19 protein-coding genes and 1 tRNA gene are annotated in these 18,043 nt (G+C 52.4%); 16 read left to right on the top strand and 4 right to left on the bottom strand.

The window, feature by feature from the left end; translation table 11 throughout:
* The first annotated feature begins 10 nt into the window (after positions 1-10).
* From gcvH to trhA, 3 genes are all read left to right on the top strand, one after another.
* On the top strand, positions 11-400 hold the full coding sequence (gene gcvH / locus GTGU_RS13910; protein ID WP_038158089.1) for a glycine cleavage system protein GcvH: 390 nt from the start codon (positions 11-13) through the stop codon (positions 398-400).
* Between the two features lie 98 nt (positions 401-498).
* On the top strand, positions 499-3,372 hold the full coding sequence (gene gcvP, locus GTGU_RS13905; RefSeq protein ID WP_038158077.1) for an aminomethyl-transferring glycine dehydrogenase: 2,874 nt from the start codon (positions 499-501) through the stop codon (positions 3,370-3,372).
* 241 nt (positions 3,373-3,613) lie between these two features.
* The gene (gene trhA / locus GTGU_RS13900; protein ID WP_038158076.1) at positions 3,614-4,279 is read left to right on the top strand and encodes a PAQR family membrane homeostasis protein TrhA; all 666 of its coding nucleotides are present in this window, start codon (positions 3,614-3,616) and stop codon (positions 4,277-4,279) included.
* 46 nt (positions 4,280-4,325) lie between these two features.
* On the opposite strand, the gene ygfZ is transcribed toward trhA, so the two are convergent.
* A complete protein-coding gene (ygfZ, locus tag GTGU_RS13895) occupies positions 4,326-5,306 on the bottom strand; it encodes a tRNA-modifying protein YgfZ (protein WP_038158075.1) in 981 nt (326 codons plus the stop codon).
* 246 nt (positions 5,307-5,552) lie between these two features.
* Between ygfZ and sdhE the strand changes: the two genes are divergently transcribed.
* Together sdhE and GTGU_RS13885 are read left to right on the top strand one after the other, a co-directional pair.
* On the top strand, positions 5,553-5,819 hold the full coding sequence (sdhE, locus tag GTGU_RS13890; protein ID WP_038158074.1) for an FAD assembly factor SdhE: 267 nt from the start codon (positions 5,553-5,555) through the stop codon (positions 5,817-5,819).
* On the top strand, positions 5,800-6,210 hold the full coding sequence (locus tag GTGU_RS13885; protein ID WP_038158073.1) for a protein YgfX: 411 nt from the start codon (positions 5,800-5,802) through the stop codon (positions 6,208-6,210). The genes sdhE and GTGU_RS13885 overlap by 20 nt, the downstream gene beginning before the upstream one ends.
* Positions 6,211-6,219: 9 nt before the next feature.
* Here the strand turns inward: GTGU_RS13885 and fldB are convergent, their stop codons facing one another.
* Positions 6,220-6,741: a flavodoxin FldB gene (gene fldB / locus GTGU_RS13880; RefSeq protein WP_038158068.1), complete on the bottom strand. Its 522-nt coding sequence runs from the start codon at positions 6,739-6,741 to the stop codon at positions 6,220-6,222.
* Positions 6,742-6,842: 101 nt separating this feature from the next.
* Between fldB and xerD the strand changes: the two genes are divergently transcribed.
* From xerD to GTGU_RS13825, 11 genes are all read left to right on the top strand, one after another.
* Positions 6,843-7,739, top strand: coding sequence for a site-specific tyrosine recombinase XerD (gene xerD, locus GTGU_RS13875; RefSeq protein WP_038158065.1), 897 nt, complete (start codon positions 6,843-6,845; stop codon positions 7,737-7,739).
* Between the two features lie 22 nt (positions 7,740-7,761).
* Positions 7,762-8,475 carry a bifunctional protein-disulfide isomerase/oxidoreductase DsbC gene (gene dsbC / locus GTGU_RS13870; protein WP_038158063.1) on the top strand — a complete coding sequence of 238 codons (714 nt, stop codon included), beginning with the start codon at positions 7,762-7,764 and terminating at the stop codon, positions 8,473-8,475.
* Between the two features lie 5 nt (positions 8,476-8,480).
* Entirely contained in the window at positions 8,481-10,214 is a 1,734-nt protein-coding gene (gene recJ / locus GTGU_RS13865; RefSeq protein WP_038158062.1) for a single-stranded-DNA-specific exonuclease RecJ, read from the top strand.
* Between the two features lie 89 nt (positions 10,215-10,303).
* Positions 10,304-11,402 (top strand): peptide chain release factor 2 gene (gene prfB / locus GTGU_RS13860; protein ID WP_156964170.1). Its coding sequence is split into 2 segments (ribosomal slippage): positions 10,304-10,378 and positions 10,380-11,402, totalling 1,098 coding nucleotides; the frame shifts between segments, so codons are not numbered across the junction.
* Positions 11,403-11,411: 9 nt separating this feature from the next.
* Entirely contained in the window at positions 11,412-12,932 is a 1,521-nt protein-coding gene (gene lysS, locus GTGU_RS13855; protein ID WP_038158059.1) for a lysine--tRNA ligase, read from the top strand.
* 159 nt (positions 12,933-13,091) lie between these two features.
* Positions 13,092-13,838: an amidase activator ActS gene (actS, locus tag GTGU_RS13850; RefSeq protein WP_038158056.1), complete on the top strand. Its 747-nt coding sequence runs from the start codon at positions 13,092-13,094 to the stop codon at positions 13,836-13,838.
* An 80-nt stretch (positions 13,839-13,918) separates the two neighbouring features.
* Positions 13,919-13,992: transfer RNA gene (locus GTGU_RS13845), tRNA-Gly, on the top strand.
* 195 nt (positions 13,993-14,187) lie between these two features.
* Positions 14,188-15,381, top strand: a complete 1,194-nt coding sequence (locus GTGU_RS13840) for a tyrosine-type recombinase/integrase (protein WP_038158055.1) — start codon at positions 14,188-14,190, stop codon at positions 15,379-15,381.
* Between the two features lie 148 nt (positions 15,382-15,529).
* Complete coding sequence (locus tag GTGU_RS13835; RefSeq protein ID WP_038158052.1) at positions 15,530-15,796, top strand: hypothetical protein; 267 nt, start codon at positions 15,530-15,532, stop codon at positions 15,794-15,796.
* Positions 15,797-16,108: 312 nt separating this feature from the next.
* The gene (locus tag GTGU_RS24015) at positions 16,109-16,819 is read left to right on the top strand and encodes a hypothetical protein (RefSeq protein WP_051857358.1); all 711 of its coding nucleotides are present in this window, start codon (positions 16,109-16,111) and stop codon (positions 16,817-16,819) included.
* A 97-nt stretch (positions 16,820-16,916) separates the two neighbouring features.
* Positions 16,917-17,543, top strand: coding sequence for a YcxB family protein (locus tag GTGU_RS13825; RefSeq protein WP_051857357.1), 627 nt, complete (start codon positions 16,917-16,919; stop codon positions 17,541-17,543).
* Between the two features lie 111 nt (positions 17,544-17,654).
* Here the strand turns inward: GTGU_RS13825 and GTGU_RS13820 are convergent, their stop codons facing one another.
* Positions 17,655-17,939 (bottom strand): PerC family transcriptional regulator, encoded by a 285-nt coding sequence (locus tag GTGU_RS13820; protein ID WP_038158049.1) that lies wholly within the window; start codon positions 17,937-17,939, stop codon positions 17,655-17,657.
* A gap of 40 nt (positions 17,940-17,979) precedes the next feature.
* Entirely contained in the window at positions 17,980-18,030 is a 51-nt protein-coding gene (locus tag GTGU_RS27055) for a hypothetical protein (RefSeq protein WP_425427455.1), read from the bottom strand.
* Between the last annotated feature and the right edge of the window lie 13 nt (positions 18,031-18,043).

Raw genomic sequence — 18,043 nt, 5'->3', positions numbered from 1 at the left:
AGAAATGTGAATGAGCAATGTACCTGCAGAACTGAAATACAGCAAAGAACACGAATGGCTGCGTAAAGAAGCGGATGGCACCTACACCGTTGGTATCACCGAGCATGCGCAGGAGCTGCTGGGCGATATGGTATTTGTCGATCTGCCGGACGTCGGCAAGACGGTTGACGCGGGCGATGACTGCGCCGTGGCCGAATCGGTCAAAGCGGCATCTGACATTTATGCGCCGATCAGCGGTGAAATCATTGCCGTTAACGAAGAACTTAACGACGCCCCGGAACTGGTGAACAGCGAACCGTATACCGCAGGCTGGATTTTCAAAATCAAAGCCAGCGACGAATCACAGATCGCCGATCTGCTGGACGCCACCGCGTACGAAGCTTTACTGGAAGACGAGTAACGACATTTCCATGAATACAGGCCCGGTAAGCGTTAGCGCCACCGGGCAATTCTGTTACAGACAATTACGATTCACTGCACGTTTCAGGACCATCGCTCATGACACAGACTTTAGGCCAGCTTGAAAACCGCGGCGCATTTATTGAACGTCACATTGGCCCGGATCCTCAGCAACAGCAGGAAATGCTAAAAACCGTTGGCGCCGACTCGTTAAACGATCTCATCAGCCAGATCGTGCCAAAGGACATCCAGCTCGCCACGCCGCCACAGGTGGGTGAGTCGACAACCGAATTCGCGGCGCTGGCAGAACTGAAAGCCATCGCCGGTCGCAACAAGCGCTTTAAGTCTTACATCGGCATGGGTTATACCGCGGTACAACTGCCGCCAGTGATCCTGCGTAATATGCTGGAGAATCCGGGCTGGTATACCGCCTACACCCCGTATCAGCCGGAAGTGTCGCAGGGCCGCCTGGAAGCGCTGCTCAACTTCCAGCAGGTCACGCTGGATCTGACCGGGCTGGATATCGCTTCCGCCTCGCTGCTCGATGAAGCCACCGCCGCAGCAGAGGCCATGGCGATGGCCAAACGCGTCAGTAAACTGAAAAATGCCAACCGTTTCTTCGTTGCCGCTGACGTGCACCCGCAGACGCTGGATGTGGTACGTACTCGTGCGGAAACCTTCGGTTTTGACGTGATTGTTGATGATGCCGACAAAGTGCTGGATCACCAGGACGTGTTTGGCGTGCTGCTGCAGCAGGTCGGTACGACCGGCGAAATCCACGACTACAGCGCACTGATTGCCGAGCTAAAATCCCGTAAAGTGGTGGTCAGCGTTGCTGCTGACCTGATGACGCTGGTGCTGCTGACCGCGCCGGGGAAACAGGGCGCGGATATCGTATTCGGCTCCGCCCAGCGTTTCGGTGTGCCGATGGGCTACGGTGGCCCGCACGCGGCTTTCTTTGCCGCTAAAGATGAATTCAAACGCTCTATGCCAGGCCGTATTATCGGCGTATCGAAAGATGCTGCCGGCAATACCGCGCTGCGTATGGCGATGCAGACTCGCGAACAGCACATCCGCCGCGAGAAAGCGAACTCCAATATTTGTACCTCTCAGGTACTGCTGGCGAACATTGCCAGTTTGTACGCCGTGTTCCATGGTCCGGCAGGACTGAAGCGTATTGCGGGGCGTATTCATCGCCTGGCTGATATTCTGGCCGCAGGCCTGCAACAGAAAGGTCAGAAACTGCGTTTTGCCCATTTCTTTGACACCCTGTGTGTGGAAGTGACCGACAAAGCGACAGTGCTGGCCCGTGCGGAAGCCGCTGAAATCAACCTGCGCAGCGACATCATCGGCGCGGTAGGCATCACGCTCGACGAAACCACTACTCGCGAAGACGTTGTGAAACTTTTCAGCGTGATCCTTGGTGATAACCACGGTCTGGATATCGACGCGCTGGATAAAGACGTGGCGCACGACAGCCGCTCGATTCCGGAAGCGATGCTGCGCAACGATGCGATCCTGACGCATCCGGTGTTTAACCGCTATCACAGCGAAACCGAGATGATGCGCTACATGCATTCGCTGGAACGTAAAGATCTGGCGCTGAACCAGGCGATGATCCCGCTCGGCTCCTGCACCATGAAGCTCAACGCCGCCGCTGAGATGCTGCCAATCACCTGGCCGGAATTTGCCGAACTGCACCCGTTCTGTCCAACGGAGCAGGCGGAAGGCTACCAGCAGATGATTAGCCAGTTGTCTGACTGGCTGGTAAAACTGACGGGGTATGACGCCATCTGCATGCAGCCGAACTCCGGCGCACAGGGCGAATACGCAGGTTTGCTGGCGATTCGCCATTATCACGAAAGCCGTAACGAGGGGCATCGTGACATCTGCCTGATCCCAAGCTCAGCGCACGGGACTAACCCGGCTTCCGCACAGATGGCAGGCATGCAGGTGGTGGTCGTGGCCTGCGATAAAAACGGCAACATCGATCTCGCGGATCTGCGCGCGAAAGCGGAGCAGGCCGGTGAAAATCTCTCCTGTATTATGGTGACCTATCCGTCCACTCATGGGGTGTACGAAGAGACCATCCGTGAAGTGTGCGAAATCGTGCATCAGTTCGGCGGTCAGGTGTACCTCGATGGCGCAAACATGAACGCGCAGGTGGGGATTACTTCGCCAGGCTTCATCGGCGCTGACGTCTCGCACCTGAACCTGCACAAAACCTTCTGCATTCCGCACGGCGGTGGCGGTCCGGGTATGGGACCAATCGGTGTGAAATCGCACCTTGCGCCGTTCGTTCCGGGCCACAGTGTGGTGCAGATTGAAGGCATGCTGACCCGTCAGGGCGCGGTTTCTGCCGCACCGTTCGGCAGCGCCTCGATTCTGCCGATCAGCTGGATGTACATCCGCATGATGGGTGCGGAAGGGCTGAAGCAGGCGAGCCAGATGGCGATCCTCAACGCCAACTACATCGCCAGCCGCCTGAAAGACGCCTTCCCGGTGCTGTACACCGGTCGCGATGGTCGCGTGGCGCACGAGTGCATCCTTGATATTCGTCCGCTGAAAGAAGAGACCGGCATTAGTGAGCTGGATATCGCCAAGCGTTTGATCGACTACGGTTTCCATGCGCCGACCATGTCTTTCCCGGTCGCGGGAACGCTGATGGTGGAGCCGACGGAATCAGAAAGCAAAGTCGAACTGGACCGTTTTATCGACGCGATGCTGGCCATTCGCAGCGAAATCGATCGCGTGAAACAGGGCGAGTGGACGCTGGAGGATAACCCGCTGGTCAACGCGCCACACATTCAGAACGAACTGGTGGCCGAATGGGATCACAGTTACACCCGCGAGCAGGCGGTGTTCCCGGCAGGTTTCGCCAACAAATACTGGCCGACGGTAAAACGTCTGGACGATGTTTACGGTGACCGCAACCTGTTCTGCTCCTGCGTACCAATGAGCGAATACCAGTAATTACGACGTACTGACTGTGAGCCGGGTAATCGTAAAGGTTACCCGGCTTTTTTTATGTCATTGAAATCAAATGCTTTAAGAAAGAAGGAACGTGTGTGCGTTGAAATTTGGATGTAACTTTATGATTTTATGATGGTTACAAAAGATAACGGTTTTATTTTAGCTAACAGGTGTTCACTGGAATCATTCTCAGTTACGCTATGTAAGCGTTAAAAGTAGATTCGTTTTCCCGGAGCTCATCATGGTTCGCAAACCATTAATCACACAGGGTTACTCACTGGCAGAGGAAATTGCCAACAGCATCAGCCACGGCATCGGGCTGGTGTTTGGCATTGTCGGTCTGGTATTGCTGCTGATACAGGCGGTAGATGCGAAAGCCAGCGCGATGGCGATAACCAGCTATAGCCTCTACGGTGGCAGCATGATCCTGCTGTTTCTCGCCTCGACGCTTTATCACGCTATTCCGCATCAGCGGGCAAAAATCTGGCTGAAAAAATTCGACCACTGCGCTATCTATTTGCTGATTGCCGGTACTTATACGCCATTTTTGCTGGTGGGTCTCGACTCGCCGCTGGCGCGTGGTCTGATGATTGTTATCTGGAGCCTGGCGCTGTTGGGTATCCTCTTCAAGCTGACGATCGCCCACCGCTTTAAAGTGCTGTCGTTAATCACCTATCTGACGATGGGATGGTTGTCGCTGATCGTGGTTTATCAGCTGGCAATTAAGCTGGCGGTTGGTGGCGTGACGCTACTGGCGGTCGGCGGGGTAGTCTATTCGCTGGGGGTGATTTTTTACGTCAGTAAACGCATCCCCTACAATCATGCTATCTGGCACGGATTTGTGCTTGGCGGCAGTGTCTGCCATTTCCTGGCGATTTATTTGTATGTGGGGCAGGTGTCGTCGTAATTGCCCGGTAGCGCTGTGCTTACCGGGCCTGGACGGGTGAAGAGATTTATTCTTCGAGTGAATAAGGCAGTGGCTCGATGCTTAATGTATTGGCATCGTCGCGAACGCGGAACACGCTGTCCGGCTCCATGTCGTTGTTCATCACCACCTGCGTCAGTAAACGTCCTTCGTCCAGCTGAACAGCGGCGAGCACGGTACCGGTGCGGCGCCAGTTTTCACCCATCTTCAGTTCAAGGTCTTCTCCCGCTTCCGGTACGCGGCTGGCGGTGCCTGCCAGATACCACATCGCGCGCTTGTTAGCGCCGCGGAATTTCGCACGAGCGACCATCTCCTGGCCAGTATAACACCCTTTTTTAAAGCTGATGCCGCCCAGCGCCTGCAGGTTCGTCGCCTGTGGGATAAACTGGCCGCTGTTGGCGCTGTCGATAACTGGTAGCCCGGCTTCGATATCCAGTGCCAGCCATTGCGGGCTGTTGTTGAGTTGCGCTTCACCGCGCAGGGCGTCTGTTACGCGCTGTGCCGTGGCGGCATCGGTGACCAGCAGGAAACGTTCGGCAGGTTGTCCGAACCACAAAATGGTGGTGTCGTCATCCCGGGTGACCTGGTTATCGGCGTCCGGCAGCGTGGAGAACAGGTTTGTCAGTGCTGCACGGGCCTGAAACCCTGCCACACCTAACAGCACATGCTCATCGTCGGGGGCAATCACGACCTTAGAGAACACAGCATATTTCTTCAGCTCAGTGAGTTGGGCGTCACGCAGGCTACGGCGCTCAATCCACATGAAACCTTCACCGGAACGGAACAGGCGCAGATTGCTCCACATTTTCCCTTTTCCGTCACAGTGCGCGGCCAGTAGATGCTGGTTTTCCGTCATGTGATCGACATCAGCGGTGACCTGACCCTGCAGGTATTTCTGACTGTCTGCGCCGGTTATCGTCGCCAGCGCCCAGTCATCAAGGGTAATCAGCGTCAGCGGCAGACGCGCGGAGGCGGAGGGCTGGCGCGGAGGAAACGGAGTAAAAGCCATAATAATGTCCTGAATTGCTTAACGCTTGCATAATGACTAATGGTAAAAGAGACAGTGCCTAATGCAAGCGCTTTCAACAGGCCATTTGTGCCGTTTTACGATTCTGCGTACCGCTACGGAAAAAACTGAAAACCTTGCACATCAAAGGGTTTTTTGCTGAATCAGCGCCGCACAGTTTAATATTACTGTAAAGTAAGGGCGGAAAACGCGTTAAACTATTCTGTATTGTTATGCAGGAAGGACAACATGGACATTAATAATAAATCTCGCATCCATTGGGCATGCCGTCGTGGTATGCGTGAACTTGATATCTCTATCATGCCTTTTTTTGAGCATGAGTACGACACGTTGACTGACGACGACAAGCGCCTTTTTATTCGTCTGCTGGAGTGCGACGACCCGGATCTGTTTAACTGGCTGATGAATCACGGAAAACCCGACGATGCCGAGTTACAGCGCATGGTGCTCTTAATTCAGACACGGAATCGGGAACGTGGTCCTGTGGCAATCTGATCTTCGCGTCTCATGGCGCTCGCAATGGATCTCTCTGCTGCTGCATGGTGTTGTGGCGGCGGCAGTATTGCTGATGCCCTGGCCACTCAGTTACACCCCGTTGTGGCTGTTGTTGCTGTCGCTGGTGGTGTTCGACAGCGTACGCAGCCAGCGGCGAATTAACGCCCGGCAGGGTGAAATCAAGCTGCTGATGGATGGCCGGCTTCGCTGGCAAAACGAGGAGTGGGAAATTCTCGGCACACCGTGGATGCTGAGCGTTGGTATGTTGCTGCGTTTGCGGCGCGCGGGGCAACGTCGCAGCCAGCATTTATGGCTGGCGGCAGACAGCATGGACAGCAGGGAATGGCGCGATTTGCGCCGGGTTATTCTGCAAAGGCCGGCGCAGGAATAGAATGTTGTGTCAGGCGAATTGTTCAGCCATTTCGCCGAGAATTTGCTCACACCAGCTCTGAATGCGTTCGTCGCTCAGGTCATACTGGTTGGTTTCATCCAGCGCGAGGCCGACAAACAACTGCCCGTCAGCAATGATCGGTTTCGGGCTGGTGAATTCGTAACCTTCTGTCGGCCAGTAACCAATGAACGTCACGCCTTTCATCGCCAGCTTGTCGTGCAGCATGCCGAGCGCGTCAAGGAACCATTCGCCATAACCCAGTTGATCGCCCATGCCATACAGCGCAACGATTTTACCCTGCAGGTTTAGCGTATCAAGCTGGTCCCAGACGGCCTCCCAGTCTTCCTGAATTTCACCGAAATCCCAGGTGGGAATGCCGAGGATGAGCACATCATACTGCTCCATGAGCACCGGTGAGTCATCCTTCACATTATGCAGTGTGACCAGTTCGTTGCCGATAATGTCGCGAATTTTCTCCGCTGCCATTTCGGTGTAGCAGGTGCTGGAACCGTAGAAAAGACCAATCTTCATCGCCTGAACATCTCATTTCTTGCTATGACTTCGCGCTAGTGTAACAGAAATGCAGAGTGTTCAGGCATAATGGCACGGGTTGCAAACTCAGAGGGGCCGATGTGGAAAAGGATCTCGCACTTATCGAACAGTTTCTTGATGCGTTATGGCTTGAGAAAAATCTGGCGGAAAATACGCTCAACGCCTATCGTCGGGATCTGTCCATGCTGGTGGAATGGTTGCAGCATCGCTGGTTAACGCTTGAGACGGTGATGAACGACGACCTCCAGGCATTGCTGGCGGAGCGGCAGGCGGGTGGTTATAAAGCGACCAGCTCCGCACGGCTGTTGAGCGCCATGCGACGGCTTTTCCAGCATCTGTACCGTGAAAAAATACGCGCTGATGATCCGAGTGCACGTCTGGCGTCGCCAAAGTTGCCGCAGCGGTTGCCGAAAGACCTCAGCGAGGCGCAGGTTGACCGGCTTTTGCAGGCGCCGCTGGTTGACCAGCCGCTGGAGTTACGCGATAAAGCCATGCTGGAAGTGCTTTATGCCACCGGCCTTCGTGTGACTGAGTTGGTAAGCCTGACAATGAGCGACATTAGCCTGCGGCAGGGCGTAGTCCGCGTCATTGGTAAAGGTAACAAAGAGCGGCTGGTGCCACTGGGCGAAGAGGCCATTTACTGGCTGGAGAATTACCTTGAATATGGTCGCCCCTGGCTGCTGAACGGCGTCTCTATTGACGTTCTGTTTCCAAGCCAGCGCGCGCAACAGATGACGCGCCAGACCTTCTGGCACCGAATTAAACACTATGCCCAACTGGCGGGCATAGACAGCGAAAAGCTATCGCCGCACGTGTTACGACATGCGTTCGCGACACATCTGCTGAACCACGGTGCGGATCTCCGCGTGGTGCAGATGTTACTGGGGCACAGTGATCTTTCAACGACGCAGATTTACACCCATGTCGCCACCGAACGCCTGCGGCAACTTCATCAACAGCATCACCCGCGAGCGTGAGTGCTGATAAAAAGGAAAAGGTATGAAAAAAGGTTTACTGATGTTCACCCTGCTGGCTGCCTCACTGTCCGGAGTGGCTCATGCGGACGACGCCGCCATCAAACAGTCGCTGACCAAACTCGGCGTTCAGAACCCGGATATTCAGTCCGCGCCAGTGGCGGGCATGAAAACTGTGCTGACCGACAGCGGCGTGCTGTACGTGACTGAAGACGGCAAGCACATTATTCAGGGGCCGATGTACGACGTCAGCGGCACGCAGCCGGTCAACATCACCAACCAGTTGTTAATGACCCGCCTGGATGCGCTGCAAAAAGAGATGATCATCTACAAAGCGCCACAGGAAAAACACGTCATTACGGTTTTCACCGACATTACCTGCGGCTACTGCCACAAGCTGCATGAAGAGATGAAAGACTACAACGCGCTGGGTATTACCGTGCGTTATCTGGCGTTCCCGCGTCAGGGGATTCAGAGCCAGGCGGAGCAGGACATGAAAGCCATCTGGTGTGCGAAAGATCGCAACAAAGCTTTTGATGACGCGATGAGTGGCAAAGATGTTCAGCCGGCAAGTTGTGATATTGATATCGCTAAACACTACGCGCTCGGCGTGCAGTTTGGCGTGAACGGCACGCCAGCGATTGTGCTGAATAATGGCTATGTTGTACCGGGTTACCAGGGGCCAAAAGAGATGAAGGCCTTCCTGGATGCACACCAGAAACAGACCAGCGGTAACTGATTCGCGTGAAACCACAGATTCAACTTCGTCGTCGTGAAGTCGATGACACGGTGCAGCTTCCCGACGATCTCCCGGCGTTGCTGCGCCGTCTGTATGCCAGTCGCGGCGTGAAAAGCGCCGATGATCTCGAACGTAGCGTCAAAGGGATGCTGCCCTGGCAGCAACTCAGCGGCGTGGAAAAAGCGGTGGAAATCCTCTACAACGCCTTCCGTGAAGGGGTGCGGATCATGGTAGTGGGCGATTTCGATGCCGATGGCGCTACCAGTACGGCGCTGAGCGTGCTGGCCATGCGAGCGCTGGGTTGTGAAAACGTCTCCTATCTGGTACCTAACCGTTTTGAAGATGGCTACGGCCTCAGCCCGGAAGTGGTCGAACAGGCTCATGCGCGTGGCGCGCAGCTGATTGTCACTGTCGATAACGGCATATCTTCTCATGCCGGGGTGGAACGCGCGCATGCGTTAGGCATCCCGGTGCTGGTGACCGACCACCACTTGCCTGGTGACACACTTCCTGCCGCTGAGGCGATCATCAACCCTAATCTGCGCGACTGCCATTTCCCGTCGAAATCACTGGCGGGGGTTGGCGTTGCGTTTTATCTGATGCTGGCGCTGCGCACGCATTTACGTGATCAGGGCTGGTTTGAGGCGCGGGGTATAGCGGTACCGAATCTGGCAGAATTGCTGGATCTGGTAGCGCTGGGGACCGTGGCTGATGTGGTGCCGCTTGACGCCAACAACCGCATTCTTACCTGGCAAGGGCTGAGTCGTATTCGTGCGGGCAAGTGTCGTCCGGGGATCAAAGCGTTACTGGAAGTCGCTAACCGCGATGCGCAAAAGCTGGCGGCAAGTGATCTCGGTTTCGCGCTGGGGCCGCGGCTGAATGCAGCGGGGCGGCTGGATGATATGTCAGTCGGCGTGGCGCTGTTGCTGTGCGATAACCCCGGTGAAGCGCGGGTGCTGGCGAACGAGCTTGATGCGCTTAACCAGACGCGTAAAGAGATTGAGCAGGGGATGCAGGCAGAAGCGCTGACCCTGTGCGAAAAACTGGAACGCAGCCGCGCAACGCTGCCGGGCGGGCTGGCGATGTACCATCCCGAATGGCATCAGGGCGTGGTGGGCATTCTGGCGTCACGAATCAAAGAACGTTTTCACCGCCCGGTGATTGCTTTTGCACCTGCAGGCGACGGCACGCTGAAAGGCTCCGGGCGCTCCATTCAGGGGTTGCATATGCGCGATGCACTGGAACGGCTGGATACGTTGCATCCGGGGCTGATGATTAAATTCGGCGGTCATGCCATGGCGGCCGGGCTGTCGCTTGAAGAGGCGCGTTTCGACGAGTTCCAGCGGCGCTTTGGCGAGCTGGTGACCGAATGGCTCGACCCCTCGCTGTTGCAGGGCGAAGTGGTCTCTGATGGCCCGCTCTCTCCGGCGGAAATGACGCTGGAAGTGGCGCAGATGCTGCGCGATGCCGGCCCCTGGGGACAAATGTTTCCAGAGCCGCTGTTCGACGGTCGTTTTCGTCTGTTGCAGCAACGCATTGTGGGTGAGCGTCACCTGAAGGTGATGGTAGAACCTGTCGGCGGCGGGCCACTGCTGGACGGCATTGCCTTCAATATTGACACCACCTGTTGGCCCGATAACGGCGTGCGGGAAGTGGAACTGGCGTATAAGCTGGATATCAATGAGTTTCGTGGCAACCGGAGCGTACAGCTCATCATTGACAATATCTGGCCCGGATAACCGTGATATTCGCTATAAAAAAAGGCGGAAATCCGTTAAAATTCCGACTTTATCGCCGCATTTTACAAGTCCATTAAAGAAAACAGACCATGTTTGAAATTAATCCGGTAAAAAACCGCATTCAGGATCTCACTGAACGTTCCGACGTTCTTAGGGGGTATCTTTGACTACGATGCCAAGAAAGAGCGTCTCGAAGAAGTAAACGCCGAGCTGGAACAGCCGGATGTCTGGAACGAACCAGAACGCGCGCAGGCGCTGGGTAAAGAACGTTCCTCCCTCGAAGCCATCGTTGAAACGCTGGATCTCATGTCCCAGGGGCTGGAAGATGTTTCCGGTTTGCTGGAACTGGCCGTTGAGGCCGATGACGAAGAAACCTTCAATGAAGCGGTAGCTGAGCTTGATCAACTGGAAGAGAAGCTGGCTCAGTTAGAATTCCGTCGCATGTTCTCTGGTGAATACGACAGCGCAGACTGCTATCTCGATATTCAGGCCGGTTCCGGTGGTACGGAAGCGCAGGACTGGGCGAGCATGCTGCTGCGTATGTACCTGCGTTGGGCCGAAGCGCGCGGATTCAAAACCGAAATTATTGAAGAGTCAGAAGGTGAAGTCGCGGGCCTGAAATCCGCCACCATCAAAATCTCGGGTGATTATGCCTACGGCTGGCTGCGCACCGAAACCGGTGTTCACCGTCTGGTACGTAAGAGCCCGTTTGACTCCGGCGGCCGCCGCCATACGTCGTTCAGCTCCGCCTTCGTCTACCCGGAAGTGGATGACGATATCGACATCGATATCAACCCGGCTGATCTGCGTATCGACGTCTATCGCGCATCTGGCGCGGGCGGACAGCACGTTAACCGGACGGAATCCGCGGTACGTATTACCCATATTCCGACCGGGCTGGTAACGCAGTGTCAGAATGACCGCTCACAGCACAAGAACAAAGACCAGGCCATGAAGCAGATGAAAGCGAAGCTTTATGAGCTGGAAATGCAAAAGAAAAACGCCGAGAAACAGGCGATGGAAGACACGAAATCTGACATCGGCTGGGGGAGCCAAATCCGCTCTTACGTCCTGGACGACTCGCGCATTAAAGATTTGCGTACTGGTGTAGAGACCCGCAATACCCAGGCCGTGCTGGATGGCAGCCTGGATCAATTTATCGAAGCAAGTTTGAAAGCAGGGTTATGAGGAACCAAAATGTCTGAACAACAAGCACAAGGTGCCGACGAGGCAATTGACCTTAATAATGAACTGAAATCCCGCCGTGAAAAGCTGGCTGCGCTGCGTGCAGAGCAGGCTGTCGCTTTCCCGAATGATTTCCGTCGTGATCACACCTCTGACCAATTGCACTCTGAATTCGATGGCAAGGAAAACGAAGAACTCGCCTCCCTGAACGTTGAAGTCTCTGTTGCTGGCCGTATGATGACCCGTCGAATCATGGGTAAAGCCTCCTTCGTCACGCTGCAGGATGTCGGTGGCCGTATTCAGCTGTATGTGTCACGTGACGATCTGCCGGAAGGCATTTATAACGAGCAGTTCAAAAAATGGGATCTCGGAGACATCATTGGTGCCCGCGGTAAGCTGTTCAAAACACAGACTGGTGAGCTTTCTATTCACTGTACAGAACTGCGTTTGCTAACCAAAGCACTGCGCCCGCTGCCGGACAAATTCCACGGCCTGCAGGATCAGGAAGCCCGTTATCGTCAGCGTTACCTGGATCTCATCGCGAATGAGGAATCCCGTCACACCTTTAAAGTGCGTTCTCAAATCCTGGCTGGCATGCGCAAATTCATGGTTGAGCGCGGCTTCATGGAAGTCGAAACCCCGATGCTGCAGGTGATCCCGGGAGGTGCGTCTGCACGTCCGTTCATCACGCACCACAACGCCCTGGATATGGACATGTACCTGCGTATCGCGCCGGAACTGTACCTGAAACGTCTGGTTGTTGGTGGTTTTGAACGCGTTTTCGAAATCAACCGTAACTTCCGTAACGAAGGTATCTCCGTTCGCCATAACCCTGAGTTCACCATGATGGAACTCTACATGGCTTACGCGGATTACAAAGATCTGATCGAGCTGACCGAATCCCTGTTCCGTACGCTGGCCGAAACCGTACTGGGTAAAACGGAAGTGCCTTACGGCGAACATACGTTCGACTTCGGCAAGCCGTTCATCAAACTGACCATGCGTGAAGCTATCAAGAAATACCGTCCGGAAACCAACATGGCGGATCTCGATAATTTCGATTCTGCGAAAGCCATCGCAGAATCTGTCGGCATTCACGTTGAGAAGAGCTGGGGTCTGGGCCGTATCGTCACTGAAATCTTCGACGAAGTGGCAGAAGCGCACCTGATTCAGCCGACCTTCATCACCGAATACCCGGCTGAAGTGTCTCCGCTGGCGCGTCGTAATGACACTAACCCGGAAATCACTGACCGCTTTGAATTCTTCATCGGCGGCCGTGAAATTGGTAACGGCTTCAGCGAGCTGAACGATGCGCAGGATCAGGCGCAACGCTTTAAAGATCAGGTTGCCGCGAAAGACGCTGGCGACGACGAAGCCATGTTCTACGACGAAGACTACGTCACCGCGCTGGAACACGGTTTGCCGCCGACTGCCGGTCTGGGTATCGGTATCGACCGTATGATCATGCTGTTCACTAACAGCCACACCATTCGTGACGTGATTCTGTTCCCGGCCCTGCGCCCGCAGAAATAATCGTCTGACGGTGAAAAGCCCCTGGCTCGTGAGAGCGAAGGGGCTTTTTTTTGCCTGTCGATCCTCGGTTTCAGGCGATTTTAAGCCTTACCAGGCATTGGCATCCTGCTTCAGGCTGCTATCATAGGCCATCCGATTGTCGCCGTTTGAGGATTTGCTTTGCGTGCAGGACGCCTGAATCGCTCCCCGTTTTGTCTGATGCTTTGCCTGCTGGCCGGGTTGCTGCTGGCTGGCTGTTCTGGCAGTAAATCGGGCTCTGACGGTAGCTACAGCGGCGCGACGTATACCGTGAAGCGCGGTGATACGCTGTACCGTATTTCACGTCTCACCGGTACCAGCGTGAAGGATCTGGCGCGGCTTAACGGCATCTCACCACCCTATACCATCGAAGTGGGGCAGCGGCTGAAGGTGAATGGCGCGTCAGGCTCTTCAAAGAAAACGAGCAGTAAATCCACCCGAACTGCGAAAGTCACGCCGTCTTCCGCCGTGCCGACATCCTCATGGCCTCCGGTCGGGCAACGCTGCTGGCGCTGGCCTGCCAGCGGAAAAGTCGTGCTGCCGTATTCAACAAAAGATGGTGGTAACAAAGGCATTGATATCGCAGGCCAGCGCGGTCAGCCAGTGTATGCAGCGGGAGCAGGTAAGGTGGTCTACGTTGGCAACCAGCTGCGCGGCTACGGCAACCTGGTGATGATCAAGCACAGCGAAGATTACATTACTGCCTATGCGCATAATGACAAACTGATGGTGAACAACGGCCAGAGCGTGAAGATTGGGCAGCAGATCGCGACCATGGGCAACAGCGATGCTGATGGCGTGCGGTTGCACTTCCAGATCCGCTATCGCGCAACAGCCATCGATCCGCTGCGTTATTTGCCACCGCAGGGCAGTAAGCCTAAGTGCTAAAAGATTATTTTCTCACCAGTTAGCGTGGGCGAGTCTTGTCAGGCAGGACGTAACGTTTATAATGTTTCACGCACCTCTCCGCGGGCGTAGTTCAATGGTAGAACGAGAGCTTCCCAAGCTCTATACGAGGGTTCGATTCCCTTCGCCCGCTCCATTTTCAACTCTCCAGAATTCCATAGAACTCAACTACACATTGATTTTAATGTGCTTTTGTCGATTTTTCTGTCAACCGAATTCAACCTGGATTACCCCAAATCAACACTCATTGTTGTATAGAAATGTGTATAGCATCTCCTATACACTCTGAAACTATACACACAGGACTATTTCAGAGGAGAAAACTATACATATGCCTCTCACAGACCTTGAGATACGCCGCGCGAAGCCTGCGGAGAAAACTTATACCAAAGCTGATGGTAATGGGTTATCACTCCAGATCGAACCCAATGGTTCTAAAGGATGGCGATTTCGTTATCGTTATGAAGGGAAGGCTAAGATGCTCTCTTTGGGGACTTATCCTAAGGTTTCTTTGTCTGAAGCCCGTAGCAAACGGGATGAAGCTCAAGATTTATTAGCCGCTGGCATTAATCCTAGTGACAGTCGTAAAGAGAAGAAACTGGCGCAGCAGGATAAACAAGGAAACACGTTTGAATTCATCGCGCGAGAATGGTATCAGCGGCGTTATGACCTTTGGGCGGAGTCTTATCGAACAGAAATGATTGCTACATTCGAAAAAGACGTTTTTCCATATATCGGCCACCGTCCGATTGATTCAATTTCACCAATGGAGTTGATGGGGGTGTTGTCCCGCATAGAGAAAAGAGGTGCCACTGAGAAAATGCGTAAGGTTCGCCAGCGCTGTGGTGAAGTCTGGAAATATGCTATTGCAACGGGACGTGCATTAACTAATCCTGCACCAGATCTCGCGAGTGTAATGATGCCGCACAAAAAAGAGCATTATCCACATTTGAAAGCTGCAGAGTTACCCGAGTTTCTTACTGCCCTTCAGGCATATACGGGAAATATCCTGGTTAAATTTGCGTTGAAGTTGCTCATCTTAACAGGAACTCGCCCTGGTGAATTGCGTAAGGCTAAATGGTCTGAGTTTGATTTTGAAAACAATCTCTGGAGTGTACCGGAAGAGCGAATGAAAATGCGCCGTCCGCATGTAGTTCCTCTGTCCCGACAGGCTTTGGCTATTCTAGCGGAACTCAGGACAATGACAAGTGGTTATCTGTATGTTTTCCCTGGGCGACTAGAAAAGGTAAAACCGATCAGTGACATGTCACTAAATGTTCTTATTCGGCGTGTTGGTTATGGAGGCAGGGCCACAGGTCATGGTTTTCGTCACACAATGAGTACCATACTGCATGAACAGGGGTTTAACTCAGCTTGGATCGAGCTACAACTCGCCCATGTGGACAAAAACAGTATTCGTGGTACCTATAACCATGCGTTGTATCTGGATGGTCGACGTGAAATGATGCAGTGGTATGCTGATTATATTGACCAACTTATCACTTCATCATTGGGTAATAGCTAGTGATGGAGCCCCGTCCCTTTTCAGGGCCGGGGACTCCATTTTTTTGTTTAATTATCGGCAACTCACTGGCTGGGGTTTCGGCTTTCACCAGAAGTAACATTATGATAATACAGTGTCAGGCATGACTGGTGGTTTAAGGGGGTTAATCATGAATACTGCGCATTCCTTACCTGAGATTTACAATCCGCAACTGACTTATCAGCAACAACATGACCTTTTACTCCAGGTCGGAAGGGCGATGTCTGAGTATCGGGGGATGACTTTTGAGGATTTTCGCCAGGAGCTGATTCAGCGTCTTAATGTCGATATTGAGGAGCCTGGTGATACGTCAAGGATGCTGTTGCTCTATGAATATCTTTTTGAGCAGAAACCTGCTGTCTGTAGTGCCGCTGTGGAAAACAGACGCTCCGGATAATGTGTGTTTTCTGTCTTTTTGGATCTGAGTTAATCAACAATTTTCAGCGATAAATCTGCATCAGATGTTGTTCTGCCTCTGCAATAGCCTCTCGTAAATCACCGTTCCCCTACTGGCCGCCCGGCTGGAGGGGAGCTGCCGCTGCTTTCTTTTTTTTCCCTTAAACACCACAGCTTCCGGTTATCTGTAGCGTTACTTATCTCCACAAACGAAATTCATTGACAAAAACAAATTAATGAACAATCATGATTTCTAGCTGGATATTTATTATTTGCATTTTATTAAAACATTATCATAAAGAGGTAATTAGACATGTACGTAAAACCATCAGATGTGTTGTCCCCTCGTGGACAGGTAAAAGTCCTGGACGTTCTGTATGATGGCGGCGAATGGGACGTTTCTGTTGCCCGCCTTTTGTACAGGGATGACCTGAATGCACCCTATGAAGAGTGTACGGGAATTCGCTGGAACGGGAATCTGGATGAAGGAAGTAAGGGCATGCCGTTATCACGAGGTTACCCTGTCTGGTTCATCATCCCTCAGGAGTTTTCAGAATGCCTCCAGGCAAGAGCACTGGATCTGAATACGGATGATGTTCCTGCTGTCATTACTGAAATCAAAATGCAGGTAGAACAGGAGCGCAAAACACATCCACATGCCTACATGCTGGAATACAAAACGGAGCGCAACCTCTCGGCATCCGATATTGATACAATAATGGAAGAATTGAGGAAGTACGGGATCTTCGCGGCCTTCACAGAGGGCGCACATACCACCGATATCAACGGGGTTCATTCCCTGAATCTGATGTTCCCGAGCCGTAACAAACGGAAAAGTGGATCGATGGTCTGGCGCGATTTTGAATATGACGGGCAGAACGTCACCATTGAGTTTCAGGGGGAAAGAATTGTAGTGATGATGAACGGCGAGTACTGGCAGACATTCAGCAGCGAAACAAAAGCTGAAGAAGCGATTAAAGCTGAACTGGGATTACCGGCAGACCAGGAAATTGCGTGGAAATGATAATTATCTGAATGGAGTCGTCGTCTTGTAGATGTAAAATGGCGTCTGAATCGATCAAGGTTTGGAATAAACAGTAGACGTATTAATGGAAAACCGTATGGTAACTCAAGCTAGATTTACACTTGATTTTTCTTTATCAGTTTTGGAACGAGCAAAAGCCGGCAAACTTATTAAAGAGCATGAGAAAAAAGAAACAATACAACCTTATGATTCAGTCTTTTATATAAGAAAGGCAGCAATTTCAGCACTCATTATTGCTGTTGCAATCATTTTTATCATGCTCATCACTTTAACTGTACACCAAAACGTTGATGTTCCATTTATGGAAAGGACGAGAGTATTTTCTATCCTGTCACTTTGTCTTATAGGGATATCCGCTATACTTTTCAGGACTCATGATTATATTTTTAATAAGATCACAGAAAAGAACAATAAAAAGGAACAAGAAGATAAAAATGCATCTGTAAAATTAAAAATCAACAGATATTACATTGAGTATATACAAGAAAACGTAAGTATAAAAACATACTGGAGCTATATTGGTAACATATACAGGAAAGGAGGCTTTATTTTTATCCAGGCACGGAATAACAGATGTCTGGTAATTCCAGAAAGGATCTTTGAGAATAAGAATGATATCAACAAATTATATGAATACCTGAAAGAGCAAATTTCGAGGATAAATGAGGACATATACAACACTGACAATGATAACACAAGATAGCGCTGTTTAGCGAAACTTATCATAATGAAATAAAATATAAAAATCAGGAAATTAAAGTATAATGTCAACAAAAATATCTCATCCGCTCAGCAGACCAGTTTGGTGTGTAATTTACTTACTGTTCCTGTGTGGATAACTCCTGAATTCAATGCCTTTATCATAGCTAATCCCCATCGCTTCCTGCGTGGCTGTCGCAGCCCGGTTAATAGCCCCGATATCCAGCTTATTATCAGGGCGTGGTGATGTGAGCATGGATAAACAATATTTGCGCCTCTGGCTGGTCCATTCCCGCTGGGCATCCGTAGCACAATCTTGCATCACATCCAGCCATCGGGAAGCAGCCCGTCGCCAGAGTCCCCTGGCTTCGAGTTTTTCTGCAATTGTGTCATTCACCATTTCATCACCACGCCAATCATCTGTCAGTCTTTTACTATTATCAGTTTCGGACCTTCCGGTAAACAAACAGCACAACCAGTGCACCAATCACCGCCACGATGAAA

Origin of the sequence: Trabulsiella guamensis ATCC 49490, from assembly GCF_000734965.1 — a bacterium.
Classification (GTDB): Bacteria; Pseudomonadota; Gammaproteobacteria; order Enterobacterales; family Enterobacteriaceae; genus Trabulsiella; species Trabulsiella guamensis.
The sequence above is the reverse complement of the archived record's forward strand: the minus strand, read 5'-3'. Positions and strand labels throughout refer to the sequence as shown.

What these genes read in the sequence shown, in the direction of transcription:
- lysS (WP_038158059.1), top strand. Translation starts at nt 11,412, where the DNA reads ATGTCTGAACAACAAGCACAAGGTGCCGACGAGGCAATTGACCTTAAT.
- GTGU_RS13835 (WP_038158052.1), top strand. Translation starts at nt 15,530, where the DNA reads ATGAATACTGCGCATTCCTTACCTGAGATTTACAATCCGCAACTGACT.
- ygfZ (WP_038158075.1), bottom strand. Translation starts at nt 5,306, where the DNA reads ATGGCTTTTACTCCGTTTCCTCCGCGCCAGCCCTCCGCCTCCGCGCGT.
- trhA (WP_038158076.1), top strand. Translation starts at nt 3,614, where the DNA reads ATGGTTCGCAAACCATTAATCACACAGGGTTACTCACTGGCAGAGGAA.
- sdhE (WP_038158074.1), top strand. Translation starts at nt 5,553, where the DNA reads ATGGACATTAATAATAAATCTCGCATCCATTGGGCATGCCGTCGTGGT.
- GTGU_RS13825 (WP_051857357.1), top strand. Translation starts at nt 16,917, where the DNA reads ATGGTAACTCAAGCTAGATTTACACTTGATTTTTCTTTATCAGTTTTG.
- GTGU_RS13820 (WP_038158049.1), bottom strand. Translation starts at nt 17,939, where the DNA reads ATGGTGAATGACACAATTGCAGAAAAACTCGAAGCCAGGGGACTCTGG.
- dsbC (WP_038158063.1), top strand. Translation starts at nt 7,762, where the DNA reads ATGAAAAAAGGTTTACTGATGTTCACCCTGCTGGCTGCCTCACTGTCC.
- GTGU_RS13840 (WP_038158055.1), top strand. Translation starts at nt 14,188, where the DNA reads ATGCCTCTCACAGACCTTGAGATACGCCGCGCGAAGCCTGCGGAGAAA.
- gcvH (WP_038158089.1), top strand. Translation starts at nt 11, where the DNA reads ATGAGCAATGTACCTGCAGAACTGAAATACAGCAAAGAACACGAATGG.
- fldB (WP_038158068.1), bottom strand. Translation starts at nt 6,741, where the DNA reads ATGAAGATTGGTCTTTTCTACGGTTCCAGCACCTGCTACACCGAAATG.
- gcvP (WP_038158077.1), top strand. Translation starts at nt 499, where the DNA reads ATGACACAGACTTTAGGCCAGCTTGAAAACCGCGGCGCATTTATTGAA.
- GTGU_RS24015 (WP_051857358.1), top strand. Translation starts at nt 16,109, where the DNA reads ATGTACGTAAAACCATCAGATGTGTTGTCCCCTCGTGGACAGGTAAAA.